Annotated in this window: 16 protein-coding genes; 4 read left to right on the top strand and 12 right to left on the bottom strand. The window is 47.9% G+C overall.

Annotated features, from left to right (window positions below; translation table 11 throughout):
* Window positions 1-232 precede the first annotated feature (232 nt).
* The 4 genes from QUB08_RS21005 to QUB08_RS21020 are packed head-to-tail and all read right to left on the bottom strand — an operon-like array spanning window position 233 to window position 1,634.
* Window positions 233-619, bottom strand: a complete 387-nt coding sequence (locus QUB08_RS21005; protein ID WP_333226758.1) for a transcriptional regulator — start codon at window positions 617-619, stop codon at window positions 233-235.
* Complete coding sequence (locus QUB08_RS21010; RefSeq protein ID WP_333226760.1) at window positions 588-935, bottom strand: type II toxin-antitoxin system RelE/ParE family toxin; 348 nt, start codon at window positions 933-935, stop codon at window positions 588-590. The genes QUB08_RS21005 and QUB08_RS21010 overlap by 32 nt, the downstream gene beginning before the upstream one ends.
* A 4-nt stretch (window positions 936-939) precedes the next feature.
* Complete coding sequence (locus tag QUB08_RS21015) at window positions 940-1,308, bottom strand: transcriptional regulator (protein ID WP_333226762.1); 369 nt, start codon at window positions 1,306-1,308, stop codon at window positions 940-942.
* A gap of 5 nt (window positions 1,309-1,313) precedes the next feature.
* Complete coding sequence (locus QUB08_RS21020) at window positions 1,314-1,634, bottom strand: type II toxin-antitoxin system RelE/ParE family toxin (protein WP_333226764.1); 321 nt, start codon at window positions 1,632-1,634, stop codon at window positions 1,314-1,316.
* A 155-nt stretch (window positions 1,635-1,789) separates the two neighbouring features.
* On the opposite strand from QUB08_RS21020, the gene QUB08_RS21025 reads away from it, so the two are divergent.
* A complete protein-coding gene (locus tag QUB08_RS21025; protein WP_333226766.1) occupies window positions 1,790-2,266 on the top strand; it encodes a hypothetical protein in 477 nt (158 codons plus the stop codon).
* Between the two features lie 75 nt (window positions 2,267-2,341).
* Here QUB08_RS21025 and QUB08_RS21030 read toward each other — a convergent pair whose 3' ends face one another.
* The 5 genes from QUB08_RS21030 to QUB08_RS21050 all read right to left on the bottom strand — a co-directional run bounded on the left by QUB08_RS21030 (window position 2,342) and on the right by QUB08_RS21050 (window position 7,062).
* Entirely contained in the window at window positions 2,342-2,677 is a 336-nt protein-coding gene (locus tag QUB08_RS21030) for a transcriptional regulator (protein ID WP_333203162.1), read from the bottom strand.
* Complete coding sequence (locus QUB08_RS21035; RefSeq protein WP_333226768.1) at window positions 2,649-2,993, bottom strand: type II toxin-antitoxin system RelE/ParE family toxin; 345 nt, start codon at window positions 2,991-2,993, stop codon at window positions 2,649-2,651. Before QUB08_RS21035 ends, QUB08_RS21030 begins: the two co-directional genes overlap by 29 nt.
* A 53-nt stretch (window positions 2,994-3,046) precedes the next feature.
* Window positions 3,047-4,117, bottom strand: coding sequence for an aromatic ring-hydroxylating dioxygenase subunit alpha (locus QUB08_RS21040; RefSeq protein WP_333226770.1), 1,071 nt, complete (start codon window positions 4,115-4,117; stop codon window positions 3,047-3,049).
* The gene (locus tag QUB08_RS21045) at window positions 4,117-4,803 is read right to left on the bottom strand and encodes a methyltransferase domain-containing protein (protein WP_333226771.1); all 687 of its coding nucleotides are present in this window, start codon (window positions 4,801-4,803) and stop codon (window positions 4,117-4,119) included. Before QUB08_RS21045 ends, QUB08_RS21040 begins: the two co-directional genes overlap by 1 nt.
* 306 nt (window positions 4,804-5,109) lie before the next feature.
* On the bottom strand, window positions 5,110-7,062 hold the full coding sequence (locus tag QUB08_RS21050) for an FAD-dependent oxidoreductase (RefSeq protein ID WP_333226773.1): 1,953 nt from the start codon (window positions 7,060-7,062) through the stop codon (window positions 5,110-5,112).
* A gap of 872 nt (window positions 7,063-7,934) precedes the next feature.
* Between QUB08_RS21050 and QUB08_RS21055 the strand changes: the two genes are divergently transcribed.
* Window positions 7,935-9,506, top strand: coding sequence for a CHAT domain-containing protein (locus QUB08_RS21055; RefSeq protein ID WP_445300940.1), 1,572 nt, complete (start codon window positions 7,935-7,937; stop codon window positions 9,504-9,506).
* A 127-nt stretch (window positions 9,507-9,633) separates the two neighbouring features.
* Window positions 9,634-11,721, top strand: coding sequence for a hypothetical protein (locus QUB08_RS21060; RefSeq protein ID WP_333226777.1), 2,088 nt, complete (start codon window positions 9,634-9,636; stop codon window positions 11,719-11,721).
* A gap of 54 nt (window positions 11,722-11,775) precedes the next feature.
* Here the strand turns inward: QUB08_RS21060 and QUB08_RS21065 are convergent, their stop codons facing one another.
* Window positions 11,776-12,723 (bottom strand): hypothetical protein, encoded by a 948-nt coding sequence (locus QUB08_RS21065; RefSeq protein ID WP_333226779.1) that lies wholly within the window; start codon window positions 12,721-12,723, stop codon window positions 11,776-11,778.
* A 78-nt stretch (window positions 12,724-12,801) separates the two neighbouring features.
* Window positions 12,802-12,975, bottom strand: a complete 174-nt coding sequence (locus QUB08_RS21070; RefSeq protein WP_333226781.1) for a hypothetical protein — start codon at window positions 12,973-12,975, stop codon at window positions 12,802-12,804.
* 766 nt (window positions 12,976-13,741) lie between these two features.
* Between QUB08_RS21070 and QUB08_RS21075 the strand changes: the two genes are divergently transcribed.
* Window positions 13,742-15,814 carry an iron uptake porin gene (locus QUB08_RS21075; protein WP_333226783.1) on the top strand — a complete coding sequence of 691 codons (2,073 nt, stop codon included), beginning with the start codon at window positions 13,742-13,744 and terminating at the stop codon, window positions 15,812-15,814.
* Window positions 15,815-16,008: 194 nt separating this feature from the next.
* Here QUB08_RS21075 and QUB08_RS21080 read toward each other — a convergent pair whose 3' ends face one another.
* Complete coding sequence (locus QUB08_RS21080) at window positions 16,009-17,262, bottom strand: FIST N-terminal domain-containing protein (RefSeq protein ID WP_333041276.1); 1,254 nt, start codon at window positions 17,260-17,262, stop codon at window positions 16,009-16,011.
* Window positions 17,263-17,320 lie beyond the last annotated feature (58 nt).

Below are 17,320 nucleotides of genomic sequence, written 5' to 3' on the forward strand. Positions count from 1 at the left end.
GTAATCTCTTCAGGCTTGAATTTTTAAATTTTATAACCATCAATTCTATTTAAAGACCTGCGGAATGTGGGTTCTAACATAAATGGTTGGTAAAACCCGCCCCTACGATGGGCTGTAGGGGCGGGTTTTACAAATAATATTTGAGGCCCGCCAACAATTTATATAAACCCGCCCCCACACAACCGATAATCTAGATTAACCTTTACTGCGATCGAAATAAGGCTACAATCAGCTATAAATTAGCTGGTTCGGGCGAGAATTCTGATTCCCCAATCTCCGTTGATTCCGAGTCAGCGGGCAAATCAATATCTGCGACAGTAATTTCTAGTTTAAATCCTAACGCTTCGAGCAGTGCTACCAAACTATAGATTTCCGAACCACCGCTTTCAGTCAGCATCTTATCGAGTTTTTCGTGATGTTTTTTTGCTGACTCCGAAAGAGCATCCATCCTGATTTTAGCCTCAATTACCTTTCTGATGGCATTTCTCAAAAGTGCGGGTTCAGGGTCTTTTTCTTCTAAGATAGCCCCGATAAAACCAGCAGCGTGTTCGGCATCTTTGAGAGATTCAATTAGGGACTCGCGGTAGCTATCGCTGGTAGGCATTTTCATTTCTTTCATAGTCTGCCGAATACTCCTTCGCTTTGAGAATATCTTGTTCTTGGGTACTTTTATCCCCACTACAGAGCAGAAGCACAATTGTCGCTCCTATTTGTCTAAAATAAATCCGGTAGCCAGGGCCGTAGTTAATCCTGAGTTCGCAGACACCATCTCCGACTGACTTATAATCCCCCAGATTGCCGAGACTAACTCGCTCAAGCCTTGCATCAACCTTAACTTGGGCTTTGCCATCTCGTAGGGCGTAGTACCACTCTAAGAAAGGAATTCTGCCATCAGGTCGGATGTAACGTCTAATTTCCCTCAGTTGTACTTCCATAATTTTATCGCAGTCGATCGGCAATTTCTATCGTAGGGCGATCCGTAGTACATTCAGCAGACCACTCAATATCAGCCATATGAATTCCTAGTTTAAATCCTAACGCTTCGAGCAGTGCTACCAAACTATAGATTTCCGAACCTGCACTTTCTGTCAGCATCTTGTCGAGCTTTTCCCATTGAAGTTGAGCTGAATGTGATAAATTCTTGAATTTTAGCCGAGAATCTACCACATCTTTGAGTACCATTTGGAGCAATTTAGGTTCATCGCTTGCTTCTGTCAATGTCACCTCGATATAACCTGCTGCTTCTTGGGCATTTCTCAGAGATTCGATCAGAAATTCTTGGTAACTCCTACTCGTTGGTGCTTTCACGTCTTTTATAGTCTCTCCAATATTGAATAGCTTTGCCAATATCTCGCTCTTTCCTTTCTCTTATCTCCACCTATTAGCAGAAGTACAATTCTCAGCCCGACTTGTCCAAAGTAAAGCCGATATCCAGGCCCAAAGTCAATTTTGAGTTCAAAAACTCCTTCTCCGACGGACTTACAATCTCCTAGATTACCAGTCATGACTCGCTTAAGCCTTAACCGAATCCTGTTTTTGCCTGTGGTATCTCGGAGCGAGTTATACCAATCTTCAAAAGGATTTGTCCCATCTGCTTTCAGGTAGTTGCGAATTTCCCTGGGTTGGACTTCCATAATTTTATCGTAATTGATTAACAATTTCTATCGTAAGGGCATCGACAGTGCATTAAGTGGGCAAATAAATCATACTTAAGACAGAGGTATTCGATAGACAAAATAGTAAACCTTGTTTGAGGAAACAAAAGTTTAAATCAAACAGGGGATTGTGAATGAATTTTAAATCGATCGCAAAAACCAATCTACTATTCGGCAGCCTGATAATTAGCCTCGGATTGCAATCACTTCCAGCAGCAGCAGCCCAACCAGTCACCGACGCGCAAGTTTCCGCCCTCGTAGAAGCGCTGCGACAAGCCGCCCCCCCACAAGCCGCAAATGACGGAATGTACAGTCAGTGGCAAGTTTTACCGGGCAATATTTCCCGCTGGGCAAAATTCTGTACCAAACAAGATTTAACACCGCAACAATTTGAGGCCGACGCGACAAAAGCCAAATCAATTGTTACCTGTATCGTGGGCGATTTGCTGCGCGACGAATACAAAGCTAGCAGCAACAATGAATTAACCGCTGTACGCCGCGCCGCTTGCTGGTGGATGACAGGGGACTCCGCAGCTTGTAAAAGTGGCGCAACTGCTACTTATGCCGATAAAGTTATCAGCGTTTACCAGAAGCAGCAACCTAAAAAGTAAAGTTGGTTCTGACGGAATTTAGATTTTTTTGACAGCAGATGGACGCAGATTAACGCAGATGAATGGCGAGGGGTTTCATTCCCCCATCGCCAATTCATCTTCTTTTAAAGTAACTGTTAGCCTAAATCCTAACGCATCCAATAACGCGATCAAAGTGTAAATTTCAGAAGCGCCACTTTCCGAAAGCATTTTATCGAGTTTCTCGTGATGTACTTTAGCTTGCTTTGAAAGATTGTTCGCCAGCAAACGTGCATCAATTACGTCTTGAATTTCCGCCCGCAGCATTTGAGAATCCGGTGATTCTGCTTCTAAAGCCACACTAAGGTAAGCCGCAGCTTCGGCGGGGTTTTTGAGAGATTCAATTAGTGCGTTGAGCCAGCTATCACTGGTTTGCGCTATCACGTTCTTCATATTCTGCCCAATACTCCTTAGCCTTGAGAATGTCTCTATCTTGAGTGCTTTTATCGCCCCCGCAGAGGAGAAGCACAATTGTTAATCCGATTTGTCCGAAGTAGACGCGGTAGCCGGGGCCCCAGTCAATTATAAGTTCAAAAACCCCTCCTCCTACTGAGCGATAATCTCCCAGGTTGCCAAGACTTACTCGTCTTAGCCTATTGTTAATTTTAGCTCTCGTATTGCGATCGCGCAGGAAATCTATCCACTCGGCAAAAGGAACTCTGCCATCACTTATAATATAACGCCGAATTTCCCTCGGTTGTACTTCCATGATTTTTGTGAAATATACATATTAGCCTGTGCAGATCTCCATCTGATCCTGAATTATCCATTTTCTGCCTGACTTCTCATCAACTTTTGCACGCTGGCTAAAGCCCGATTTAATTCGTAACTTTTTCTTTCTGAATTCTGCAAAAAAGCCTGCTGTTCTTCCTCAATCATTAACACATCCTGCCGCACCAAACCATCTAATAATTTTTGAGCAGCACCGAACAAACTATCTTTGATAAACTTGCGAAACCAAACAGGCAATTTGTGCAGCCGCCAAAACGCATTTAATGAGGTAAAATGAATTAAATAAGCGCGAGTTGCTGTCTCGCTCACCGGACAGACCAAGCAGTAAATCTTAAAGTCGCTCCCCAAAGTTGAAACCCAATGCGGGTAAACATAGCTCACCTCCAGCGGTTCCGGGTGCAGTCGGCGCAAAGATTTAAAAAATAACTGAGAAATTGACCAAATTTTATCTATTTTGTAATAACTTTGGGCATGATAGCGAGCAGTTACTTGATGCTCTTTTTCTTCTAAACTATCTAAGACTGGATTGGCCCAAGCTTGCCAATCATCGTGCAAGTGTCCGTGGTACATATCCATCAAGTTTTCAATTAAAAATGAATAGTGTGCCTGACAGTCGATGACTGAAACAGTGGCAATATAATTGAGATGTTCCCACTCTGGCAAATCCAATAAATCTATTTTTTCTGCTTGCGTTTCTTCGCCGGCAAACAGCCAGATAAAACCGTTTTGTTCCTTGACTGGATAGGAGCGAATTTTGCAGTTAGGTAGCTTTTGATTTTCTGCTAAATAATCGACTTCGGCGCATTCTCCCCTTGCATTTAACCGCCATCCGTGGTAAGCACATTCGATTAAATCGCCTTTAACTTGGCCGTGGCTGAGTTTAACTTGTCGGTGCGGACATCTATCTTCTAAAGCGTTGATTTTGCCTGCACTGTCGCGGAAAAGTACGATCGCCCGATTCCAGATTTTCGCAGCTAGCGGCCCAGTTTCCACCTCGCTGCTGCGGGCGATCGCATACCACCGATCGAGATTAATGCCCAACTGGCGGATGTGAGCTTTTTGTCCCCTTGCAGATTCCGATTTTATCGCGTTGTTTTGCATTACAAATGTTCCCAAATTACGCCCATAAAACAACCCAATTTTACAAAATAACAGCCCGGAAAGCAACGACCGTAAATTTTTCTAAATCTCCGTTCAGACAAATACCTATCGCTAGCTAAATGCTTCAACCACCCCGGCGATAATCGAAACTTTAATAATCTTAAAGCATTGCGAAATCCGTAGGTGGAACAGTCGGGTCTAAAATCTCTCGCAGCACCTAATATGTAGCCTATTGTAGCAGGTGTTTCCACTTCCGAAATATTATCTAAAAACACGATTTTTCCGTGCGGATTTAACATTTTTTTAATGACATTGAGGGCGGCGGGGAGGTTTGGCAGGTGGTGAAAAGTAGCAGCACTAACTATTAAATCAAATTGCCGATCAATCGCTAATTGACTGGCATCCATTTGGATATATTCGATATTGGGGGCTGAGCGTTTTTGACGGGCTATATCTAGCATTTTTGCTGACAAATCGACGGCTACCACATTATCGTAATACTGGGCTAATTCAAAAGCAAGAATTCCCGAACCGCAGCCAATATCTAATGCTGCACCTTTGCTGGCCGATAGGTTGTTAGTAAAGAAATCGTTCTGGTTTTGCAACGAGGCCACGAAATCGTATTCTGTTGCAAAAGCATCAAAAGTTACAGATTTATTGCGAATTTTGCAGTTACTATTTAGCATTTATTATTGCTTTATACTCATTCAATAATATTTTAACCGCATATCCACCCCGATCAACGCAGATATTTTTTGGGTTCGCAAGCTCTGCCTTTTCCCCTCAGCGAAACCACCCCCGCAAACCGTAACTCATCTTAAAAAAAGAATCCAACTTTAGGATACCTCCAAACCCTTCTTGAGTCAGTCATTCCTATTTCTTCAAATCTATAATCTAAAATCTAAAATCTAAACTGGTAGGGGTGGGGGCGGGTTTCACCGAGGATACCAGCCGATGATTGACGATTTATAAAGCCCGCCCCACTGCAAACCTTAGATTTTTAACACGCCTTCGGGATTCACCGTCAAGAGCGATCGCCTCTGCAAACCCTCCTGAGATAAAATAGCATTAGCTGCCAACAAACCGCTGCTAACCGCCCTTTCCATTAAACCGCACGGAAACGGCATTTTCACCCAATCTCCCGCAAACAACAGATTCGGAACAGCACAGCAAGTTTCTGGTCTTTCTGCATAACTACCGGGCGGATATCCAGAGAAATTCTTTTGATTTACCAATTCCCGGTGCAGCATATTTGCCTCTTTTAATTCCGGTACAATTTCGTACAATTCTTGCTCAAAAGTCGCCAGCAAAACTTCCTGGTTCGGAAATTCCTTCTCCTTGTAACAATAAGCGTGCAGTTCCACAACACTACCGCCCGTTTTCTGATTCCACTCTATGAACTGATCCTGAATTTTGTGGTAAAGCGTAATGCTATCAGTCAGTTTGTAGCCGGAAAGCGAACTGAAATTGCTGTGTTCCCAGGGAAATTCGCGATCGAACCAAAAACGGCCCACCGCAAACGGATCGGCTATTTTCAAACTCTCGATCCGACTCTGCACCTGCGGATTCACCTCACCGCTAGCCAAACTAAACAAATGCTGCATCCCCGGAACATCGGCCGCCAAAACATAATAATCAGCCTTCAATGTTTCCGCAAAATTTTGCGTCTTGGAATTGGTCGCGGCGGAGACCAACTGTACCTCATCGGCTTTTTCATCGACTACCTTAAATCGAGGCAAATCCCGCTGAGCAGGCCCGCTGACAACTCGCCCTTCGGCATCAAAAACGGCGCCGTGACAAGGACAGTGAAATTGACCGTCGTTTTGTTTCTGAACTGTGCAGCCTTGGTGAGTGCAGCTCAGAGAAATTGCCTCTTTTCCCGATGGTGCGGCGGCAAATACGCTGTCCCCAGCGCCGAAATATTCCGTAGAGTTGCTGTCAGTTAACAGCGCGTTTCGCTTCACCCAAAAAGGTATTTTACTTTGCACATCTCCCGACTGGTAACTCAGAGAATCAATCTTGCCGTTTTCCCAGCGAATCTCACTGACTGCGACATCTGTTAATACTTTGCCGCCTTTGCTTTCAATGGCTTTGGCAATAGGCTGCACCAAACTCGTACCCATATCTTGCCGCGTGCCGTTGAAGGCCAAACCCTCTGGATTTCCGAAAAAGTAAAAGTGGAAAAATTGCATTAATTCTCCCGCGCTCAATTCGTCGGGAGCGTTGAGGCTGGACTTGGCAAAAGGCAGAAAATACAAGTCATAAAGTCCGCGCGGGAATTCACCTTTTACCCAGTCGGCCACTGATATATTGTCGAGGCGATCGAAAGTTTTTTGAGTTTGAAAACCGCCGATTTCCCGAAATACTTGCCAGTGAGCGGGTTTTGTAAGATTGATTCCCCACTTGAGCCGGTTGGGAGAAGATATCCCCAAGTCAACTATATTCCAGGGAAAAGCTGAATGGTTTGGACGGAAAACTTCTGGTTGGTATTTGCCGTCTCGAAACACAACGGCGTAGGATTCTAAAGATACAAAGTTATCGCTAATTTCTAGTTCTTCAACCACACTTTTGAGGTTGTAGTATTGCGGAAAAAAACCGTGGAAACCGTGTTCCATCATAAAAGTTTCGTTCCCGACTTGTATCGGCCAACTAGCAATTTTGCCGCCGAGTTGGGGCGATTTGTCGAGCAATGTTACGGCGAAACCCCGCTGACTGAGCTCGTAAGCACAGGCGAGCCCGGCCAAGCCTGCGCCTACAACTACAACGGTTTTGCGGTTATTCAGCATTCGCGGCAAGTCAAGAGAATCTTGCACAAAAACGGCGGGCTCTGGCTTGGAAAATCGAGAGTAGCCCAGCAGCCCGCCTGCGGCACCGACTCCGAGGAATTTGAGGGCGGTTCTTCGAGAAACTGGTTGGGATAGCGGTGAATTGGTTGATTGACTCATCAGCGGTATGCGGTAACGGGCTTTAAACACAAAGACGCCATAAGGCATATATCATAGACCGAAATCAGGATATGTGAAGAAATACTAAGACACATCCCCCAATCGGATCGTGATCGCACCGTGCCAAGTTCGATCGCACACAATGTATAGCAGAAGGAAGAAGGCTTCAGTTATCTAGGAGAGAAGCAAGAATCAACAAGGAAAAAGCGATCGACCGCATAGCGTAAAATCCTCTAAATAATTAAGTGTTTTTATTTATGTTGCTCAACTCTTGGCAACCGCCGCCAATGATCTTAAAAAACTAGGAGATTTTCATGCAAAATCTTAGGCAAAAGGCAGTCTCGGCGAAGTGTACGAAATAACTGGGCAGATATCCGAGACAAAACAATTAACCAGGCGAGCTTTAAGTAAGTTGGCGCAAAAAGACTTAACTCTTTTAAAACAAGTAAATACACATAATATATCTACTGAAATTACTCAATATATGGTCGCTCGATTTAGGGTATTCCTCATTCAACACCAAGACCAAACCCGATTCAACTTGAGAAGTGCAGATGTGCCGCAAAAAGTCAAAGACACCCGTATAGGTAATGCCAGTTAAACTCACATCTTGCACCATTCTTAAGAACGGGCTCTCCGGCCCGTTCCACAAGAGATGAATTTTTTGTGGAACAGGCCGGAAAGCCTGTTCATAAAAGGATTATTGAGAATGGTGCAACATCTCAGTTAAATGCACCTGGCTGCTAGGTAAAAAACAGGACTTACTACGTGAAGAAACCGGGTTTTTGCGTAAGTCCTGCTTATGCAAAACTTCTGCATAATTTACAAAATTTTACATAAATCGCGAATTTCTTGGTGCGGGGACTCTGTTGGTGCTGGTGTCCACACCCTACGGTAGATATTTGCGGTTGACCTTGAATGCTATAATCGTGCGGCGATCGCCAGCACAGTCAAAATTCCCACCTACATCCAAACTTTTGCCAACTGCTGCCGCCAACGGCGCCATTAACCGCCCCAAAATCATGCACTACCAATCCCAGCAGCAACGCCAAAAACACACGACTCAGAAAAAAATAAAAAAAGCTATTTTTTACTGTTTGATAGCAATATTTTTCTGTTGGAGTACCGCGAACCTCGCTACAATTGCCCAAAACACAGACCAGGGCGGGCTTAACGGGCAAGAAATGAGAAATTTGCTCGATGGGGGAAACCTCACCGAAGCCGTAACCAGAATCGAAGAAAGCTGGGAAGAAGACTATCAAACATACTTTGAACAAGACTTTGAAACCCGTGCGAAAACGGCCGAAGCAATATCAAAAACTCTCTCCCGTCTAGCAGTTCAAACCAAGAAAAAACCAGCTTTAATTTACGCTATCCCCCGCACCGACCAACTAGAATTAATCTTAATATTACCCGATCGCCCGCCCATTCTCCGCAGCGTCCCCGAAGCCAAACAAGAGAAACTGCTCTCAGTAGTCCAAGAATTAGGTAGCGAAATCACCAACCCGGTAAAACTCAACACCACCACCTATCTAGAACCAGCGCAACAACTATACAAATGGATAGTTGCACCCCTAGAAACTGATTTGCAAACAGCAAAAATTGAAACCTTGCTGTTCTGCGTCGGGGCAGGTTTGCGAACCGTACCCCTAGCAGCAATGCACGACGGAAAGCAATTTCTGATCCAAAAATACAGCCTCGCCCGCATCCCCGCCTTCAAACTCACAGACAGCAATTACACCGACCTCAGAAACGTGCAAGTCCTAGCAATGGGAGCATCAGATTTCGCAGAAACGGCGAACAAAGAACCGCTGCCAGCAGTTCCATTAGAACTAGGCGCGATCGCCCGACAGTGGCCCGGTCAATCCTTTCTCAACGAAGATTTCACCATAGTAAACTTGCAATCCCAGCGACTGCAACAAAGATACGGAATCATCCACCTTGCCACCCACGCCGAATTCCGCCCCGGAACCCCAAATAACTCCTACATTCAATTTTGGGATACCCAACTGGGTCTGGATCAAATGAGAGATTTAAAATGGAACAATCCGCCCCTCGAACTATTAGTATTAAGCGCCTGCAGAACCGCCTTGGGAGACAAAGAAGCAGAACTCGGATTTGCCGGTTTAGCAGTGCAATCGGGAGCAAAGTCAGCCCTCGCCAGTCTGTGGTACGTTAGCGATGCGGGGACTCTCGCCCTGATGACAGAGTTTTACCAACAGTTAAGAATCCGCAGGCCAAACGACCCTCCAATCATTAAAGCTGAAGCTCTCAGAAAAGCACAAATTGCCGCGATCGAAGGCAAAGTGACGATCGAAGGCGGTCAACTGCGAAGTGCGCGAGGCGACATTCCCTTGCCCCCGTCCATCCCCAAACTCGACAGCAAAGATTTATCCCATCCGTATTATTGGGCAGCTTTCAGCATTATCGGCAGTCCTTGGTAAGTGGGCCTCTTGACCGAAACTGGTGATAGGCTATAAAACATAAGTAATTTAATATCTGTAGCTGTCGCTCAACCAACCACCACCAACCTGTGACGAATCAAGCGGGAGCCTTCAAGGGGAAAGAAAGATGAAAAAATTAGAATTTTTGCTACAGAAAGAGGGCGATCGCGCCTGGTTGCCCCTAGAAACCTCCGACGTGGAAATTCTAGAAGGTAAATACCGCGTGGTTGCTCGCATTCAGCACCCCAACACCGACATCGAAATTCGCGTTACCCATACCTCCTTCGACCAAGGGGCGCAGCGGAAAGTCCAAAGCCGATCGGCCCGCACCAACCCCGAAGGATTAGTCGTGATCATTCCCTACACCAGGCTCAAACCCGGACTGTGGGAACTCTCCTGCTTGCCAGATCCCCAATCAACACCACTAAAACCTTGGCAGTACGGCGTTCAGTTGGAAGTATTGCCCGCAGAATCGGAAACATCCGAACCCCTACCGCCGATCGACCAAATCGAACCCCCAGCTTCCGCCGCAGACTCAGAAAACGTAGTACCGGTCGATCGCCCCGCACCACAAATTGCAGCACAGGTCGATCGTCCCGCACCAACCGAAATCCCAGCAGCCGATTCAGCACCGCAGCAAACCAAAATCTACCAATTCCCAATTCCCCAAACCGCCCAACCTAAACCGCACGTCAAACTCGAACTCGTCCTCGATCAAGAAACCTTCGTCACCCAACTCGGTCGCCCCTTAATCATTTCCGGCAAAATCGACATTCCCCAACACCCGCAACAAAGCAGAAAAACAGCAACTCTCATCCCCGAATCCGAAGCGCTAGAACTCAAACAACTCATCGGTTCAGCACAACTGCAAATTTACCTGCGTGACCCCCAAACCTCAAAAATTCTCGCAGAAATCCAGCAGCCGATGCCAGAACAAGTTCCCCCCTGCATCTTTGCCTGCGTCACCTACATCCCAACCGAGTGCAAAAGCCGCCTCATTTTAGGAGAAGCAATTCTCAGCAGCGGTAGCGTCACCCTAGCCACCAAACTATTCACAATTACAGCCCGTTTAGAGCACCTTCTACAGGAAATTAAAAACAATTTCATCGAAGAAAAGCATCAAGCCGAACCCTCCCCAACAGCCTCAAAACCGCCGGGAAGCACCAAAAATATCTCCTTCCTCAAGCTAGTAGAAAAATCCTTAGACCCTCCCTCCCCCGCCGAAGCCCCAACCACTGAAGCCTTACCCCCTCTACTGGCTTCGCGTCACACCCCAAGTGCAGGCGGTCTAGAATTGCCCGCATTCGGTAACAAACTGCCCGACAGCAGCCGATCGCAATTGCTTTCGGAAATCTCCGATTCGCCTCGAACTGCCCCAGAGTCGATCGACCCACAAACCAAACCCTCAGACATCCCAAATCCCACTCAAACAGCCGAAATCGGAGCGATCGACCAAAAACCCGAAAACAGCCCTGAATTAAAAACAACAGCCCCAGAAACCCCGCCAGCACCCACCAAACAGGCATTTCAAACCTTAAACGTCGAAAGTCGATTTTGGTCGCGACTGAGTTCCTTAGCCAGCAACGGCGAATCCCCCGACTGGCTGAAAGCAACCACCCTGTCACCCACTCCAAAAGTCGCCGCAAATAGCAGCGACGAAATTGCCGTTGTGGAAGAAAGCAGCCCAACCCAGCAGCAACCCGAAACCAGCGAAACAATTTCCGACCCCAAATCCACTAGCCCAGAAGCCAGAGAATTTGTGGTTTTTGACGAACCCCCGCAACCGAAACAAGTTGCTCAAAAAACCGCAACTGTCGTAGCAGAAGTAAATCCCCCAACTCCCTACGTTTTGCCAGAAGACGAATTAGTACCGATGCCGGTTTTGGAATTGCCGCGCGCCGAAATCATCGCGGGCCAGGCTGTAAAAGTGCAAGTGCAACTCCCGGAATTAATGCCCCGGATTTATGTGAAAGTTTGGGTGTACGATCGACAAACCTACCTGATTCTCGACGGGCCGCGCTGGATTACCGAATTTAAAGCTAACGGGTTGGGAAACGTGCGAGCAAGTATCGAGTTAGAGATTCCCTACGGCTGCATGGAAGTCGAATTTGAGGCGATCGCCGTCGAAATGCAAACTCAGCGGGAAAGCCACAAAATAAGCGTTCACCGCCAAGTTTTACCCCCAGCCGGGCCAAGTTTGCCCCTCGAAGGGTAAGCTCAAATCCCCGTGCATCCCCATTCATCCGCTAACATCTGCGGTTAAAAAATCCTACTTAGTTCCCGCCAACTGCCGAAACTTCTTCTTAAACTTATTCTTATACACGTAGATCAATCGCTGTAAATCCTCAACTTGCAGCGACATCTCGGCAGCCAAACCCGTGCGGTTCCAAACATCCTCCTGACACTTGCGACGGCAGAAATTCATCGGTTCCGAGTAAACTTTCCCACTAGATAAAGTTGGCTTCGGGCCGCACCAGTGAATCACAGTCGCCTGAGTGCGATCGCCCGCAGGCCCGCTTTCTTCCACCGGAAACTGCTTTCTCAGCAAATCCTGGTCAAAATCCGGCACCAACAACTGCATATCCACATTCTGCACCCGCAGTTTGCCTTCTTGAGCGGCGCGGAAGACCATCAGGTTAAAAAAGCCCATGTCTCCATACTTAAATATGTCTGGATGTTCATCATTAAAATCCAGAATCTTTCTATACTCCTCTAAGCTGAAAACACCTCGTTTCCCAAAGAATGTGCCTGGACAGACATAGCGAGATCTATAGTCTTGCCAACGAAAATCGGGAAAATACTTTTCGACTCCCGGAATGTCAAAGAAAAATTCCGTGATATCCGCATCCGAGTAATCGTAACAAGGCTGGTCAATAATAAAGTCGAAGTCTTCAAAATTAGCCAATTTGAGGACATCTCCCCAAACAATTGTATCTGCATCCATCAGGAGAAAATTTTGCCAAGGACTTTCCCAAAATGGAATCATATGACTTTTTCCCCAACCAAAGCTTCTTTTTCTCAGAAGTGGCTCAGAGACGGTATCGTGATTAATGACGCGCACTCCGTAAACTTTTTCTAGGGGACTCACGGAAAACGTACCGTCAATCAACAGGCAGATGGGAACATCTCCCAGGAAATATCGGATGCTAGCACAGCAACCCTTTGCCAACAAATAATCTTGGTCGCAGCAAGCAATAATAACACCAAAATCTTCCATAAAACCTCACTTTTTTACTAATACCAGTTACCCCAAATAATCCAAGTGTAGGCAAGCTCCCAACCCTTATGTCATCAGTTACTCCCAATTTTTAAAGCGAAAATGGTATAACTTGCTTACCCCCAGCGTTGGGGTTTTTTGTTCTGACAGCAGCTCTATTTTCGACTTCTGCATTTTAGCCAGCTTAGCACTAAACTCCTGCGATCGTCCGCAGGCAAAAACATCGTTAAAACCGCTAGGAATCTTGGGCATAGTTGGTCTGTCAAGCAAGTGAGCTTTCCCTGCGCCAACAGCGGGTCAAGCACCACCAGTTGCAGTCGCACTCAAACAACAAAAAAGTTGTGTTAAAATAGCCGGAAATTAAACCCGCCGACGGGCGGTATCAAAAATGGCGATCGCCCTGGCAAGTCTCGACTGCTGGGGGCATCAGAAAACCAAAATTGGTCAAGCCTAAACTTTGGTTTGGATCGGGTAAATCTACCAGCCTTTAGGTCTCAGTTCCCCACTGATGGCGTGAAAATAGCCCCTGCCGGGTCGCGAGGTTTAAAGTTAGGTTAAAAAGCTTGACATTATAGGATATAAAGCTGTATAAGGGATGCGACAAGCAGCCACAATCCTACCTATAACTGTCTGTTAAGTCTGGCGTAACCGAGAACTCTGGGCAGTTGTCAGTTAGAGGCAGATTGTGGTCGAACCCCTAGAACCAGTTGTCGATCGCCCGCAGAGCAACTCAAGCAAGTCGGGCGATCGAGAGATGAAATTAGCACGTGATGGTATAATCAACTGTAATGTAATGTGGGCTTGACCTGAATTGATGCCTGGGGGTATAAGGGCTGGGCCCCTACGTTCAAGCAGAAGTAGACACGCCTACTGTGAATCAACTGTGAATCAACTGTGAATCAACAGTTATGGATAGGTTCTATTTTGGCAGTTATTGTCAACAGGCAAGCAACCACAAAAATTAGCAGTTGGGAATTGCTGCTCGTCGAGTTGAATAGAGTGTGAAGGTGTGAGGAAAATGAACAGAACTTTTTGGAATTTACTGCTAGTATCCCCGGCAATTCTGGGGCTATCATCAGTCATGAGTGCCACTGCGATCGCCGCAGAAGTGACCGCAACCGCTGAAGCCAACCAGCTAGCTACAGCTCAGTCATCTGAGTCAAAAATTGCAGAAATAGTTGGAGAAATAGTTGCAGAACCAGTTGCAGCAGCCCCTGCTGCCCCAGAAAAGCTGGCTTTAAACAACAGCGTCGAAGTGGCCCAAACCCCGGTCGTTAACGAAGCAGACGCTGAAAAACTCGCCTCAATCGAACCACAAACCAGCGCTGCAGCACTGCCAACAACACTGCAAACAACAGGGAGCGACATCGAGTTAGCAGCCCCAATCGCTCCGGCCAGCGCCCCAGGAGTGACTGAACCCCTAGCAGCAGCAGGCACTGCCGAATCCTCGCCCCAAGCATCAGACTTGGCAGAGCCAATCAGCCAGACAGAAACCCCTGGGAAAATTGAAGTGCCAGCAGTCGCCAGCACCCCAGCTACTACCCCAGCTACTACCCCAGCTACTAAGGTAGAAATTGCTCAGACACCAGCCGCCGGAATGGGCGGCCCCATCGTCCCTGTTGCTCCCCAAGCGCTGCCGGCCCAACCGTCGGGAACCATGTCCCAGGTGACATCAGTCACTCAGCTATCCGACGTGCGGCCGACAGATTGGGCGTTCCAAGCCCTGCAATCCCTAGTCGAACGCTACAGTTGTATCGTAGGTTATCCCGACGGCACCTACCGCGGCAACCGCGCCCTGACTCGCTACGAATTTGCAGCCGGCGTCAACGCTTGCTTAGACAGCATAACCCAACTAATTGGGTCAACAGGTAACTTGGTTACCCGAGACGACTTAGCCATCCTGCAACGCCTGCAAGAAGAATTTGCAGCCGAACTCGCTACCCTGCGCGGACGAGTAGACGGTCTAGAAGCTCGCACCGCAGAACTCGAAGCCAACCAGTTCTCCACCACCACCAAATTGGCAGGAGAAGCTATTTTTGCCGTCAGCGACACCTTCGGAGATGGTGTCGGCCTTGACGACGACAAAACCTCTACTAACTTCGGCTACCGGGTGCGCTTGAACTTCAACACCAGCTTCACCGGTCGAGACTTGCTCAGAACCCGCTTGCAAGCAGTCAACACCGCCCGCTACGATAGAGCCACCGCTACCGGTACCAACATGGCTCGCTTGGCCTTTGACGGCGATGATGGCAGCCAATTCACACTAGACGAACTGTACTATCGGTTCCCGGTCGGTCGCGCTACAGTCTTTGTCGGTCCTAAAGGACTTGACCTAGATGAAATTGCAGACCAGGCTTCTACCTTTGGTAACTCTACGAGTTCGGGTTCACTTTCCAGATTTGGAGTTCGCAACCCGGCAGTATTCCGCGGCCCGCAGGGAGCAGGCGCAAGTGTGAGTTTCAACTTGGGCAGCCTCCGAGCTACCGCAGGCTATCTCGCCGGCGACAGCGATGCTCCTAACCCCGCAAACGGCAGGGGCGTTTTCAACGGTTCTTTCAGCGCTTTGGGTCAGATCGGCTTTTTTAGCAGACCGTTTGACTTGGGCTTGACTTACACCCGGAAATACAATCGGGCAGGCGATGTTAGCCTCATGGGCGGCGTCGGCAGTTCTTTGGCTAACCGGCCCTTCGATCAATCACCCACCGCATCAGATAACTATGGGGTGCAAGTTAACTTCAAACCCAGCAGTCGCTTTCAGATTGGCGGTTGGTACGGTTATACGAAGGCTGAACAACTCCGGGGCGGCAACAATGACGCTACCATCCAGAATGGTGCTATCACTGTGGCCCTGGGAGATTTTGCCCGACAAGGCAACGTCCTCGGTTTTGTCTTCGGTGTACCGCCAAAAGTTACTGAGAGTGATGTCGCCAGAAATCGCAACACCTCTTATCACTTAGAGGGTTTCTATCGCTTCCAAGTCAATGACTTTATCTCAGTGACACCGGGCGTTTACGTGATTCTGAATCCCGAACACAACAACAGAAACGACGATATCTGGGTCGGACTCCTCCGTACTACCTTTAGTTTCTAAGGCTTCCAGACATCTAGTTACAGCTAAAAGCGGCAGGCGACTGCCGCTTTTATTTATTGGTCATCAGGCGATTTTAGATTTTAGATTTTAGATTGTCAACAGTCATGAGTCATGAGTCATTAGTCATGAGTCATGAGTCAACAGTCAACAGTCAACAGTCAACAGTCAACAGTCAACAGTCAACAGTTCACAAATTATGAATTCTGGCGGCAAATCCCGAATACGGAGGTGTAGCCGTGCAGAAATGTGCTGCCGCCGACGGGGCCGATTTCGCCGTTGCAGAAAAAGCCGCTCAGGGGGATGTTTTTGAGGTATCGGCCGAACAGTCGGGAGTCAAAGTTCGATTCGCCGTAAAGCCCTTCACCGCGCCCCAGACAAGAGAACATCAAGGCCCCGGCGCTGGATGTACCACTGTACTCGGCGGCCCGCTGATAGCGATCGAGCAGCATTTCTAGGTCTTCTGCGGAGGTGCGCGCGTCCCGCAGGTGAAATTGGATGCGCTGTCCGGGACGGACTCGATCGCCGATCGCAATTGCTCCCACTTTCGGATCTACTCCCAATAGATTGCGGATTAAAAAATCTCCCGGCTCTAATGTCAGCTTGAATTCATCGCTGACTAAGCCTACAAATAATGAGTGCTGAGCTAATTCTCGGTCTTCTTCGCTCAAAGTTTGAACTAACTCTCGCAGGGCCTCTAAGGGCGATCGCTCGATGCCCGCGCTGCCCGTATCGTCGGTTTGTTCTTCGAGCTTCAGCAAAATATTCCGCTCTCCTTCCGTCACCCGATAAGGATGCCCGATCGGCCTGCAGCCTTGAGCTACGATCGTTTCCAAAACTATATTGCCGCTCAAAGCTACCCCAACCGTCCCTTCTCGGTAAAGCTGATAGTCGCAAAACAGCGCCGCGCCCCTGCCCGCACCATCCCCCCCGGCGAGTCCCCCTACCTTCGCCGCGCCGGGATACGCATAATCTAGCCCTTGTAGCAAATCGTTAATTTTTGCGGAAAAGGGGTCGGCCAAGATGATGAACTGCGGTTCTTCCTGGGCCGGCACGCCCAAGAGATCCACCCAAGTATCCGGGGGACTATCTAAGTCCGGCAGTTCTTCTGCACCGACGTGAAAAGTTCTGACATTCACTCCCGGCAAGCGCGCCAGACTCAGGCTGACTGCGGGAGCTCCCTCGACTTCTTCGGTGAGGCCGCCCCGGTTCGTGCCGATGACTCCTCCCCCGCCACAGCCCAGGATCGCGGGCACTGGCAGCAGTTCTCGGAGTAAAGGCATCAGCCGAGAATACTCGCTGGCAAAGGCAGACGAGATAAATATCAGGGCTAAATCAGCCGGGCCTTCTAGGTCGCGATCGGCTTGTTCTATAACTTCTTTGAGGGCGGATTCCAAAGAGGGACGGGTTGATAAAGCGCTGACCCATTGCATTTGGTTTTGGGTGTACATAAGGCAAACTTCTCTATAAAACTATCTCTATACATTAGGCTAACTGGAACTGGCCGCT

Origin of the sequence: Microcoleus sp. BR0-C5 (assembly GCF_036705045.1) — a bacterium.
In the GTDB taxonomy this organism is placed as follows: Bacteria; Cyanobacteriota; Cyanobacteriia; order Cyanobacteriales; family Microcoleaceae; genus Microcoleus.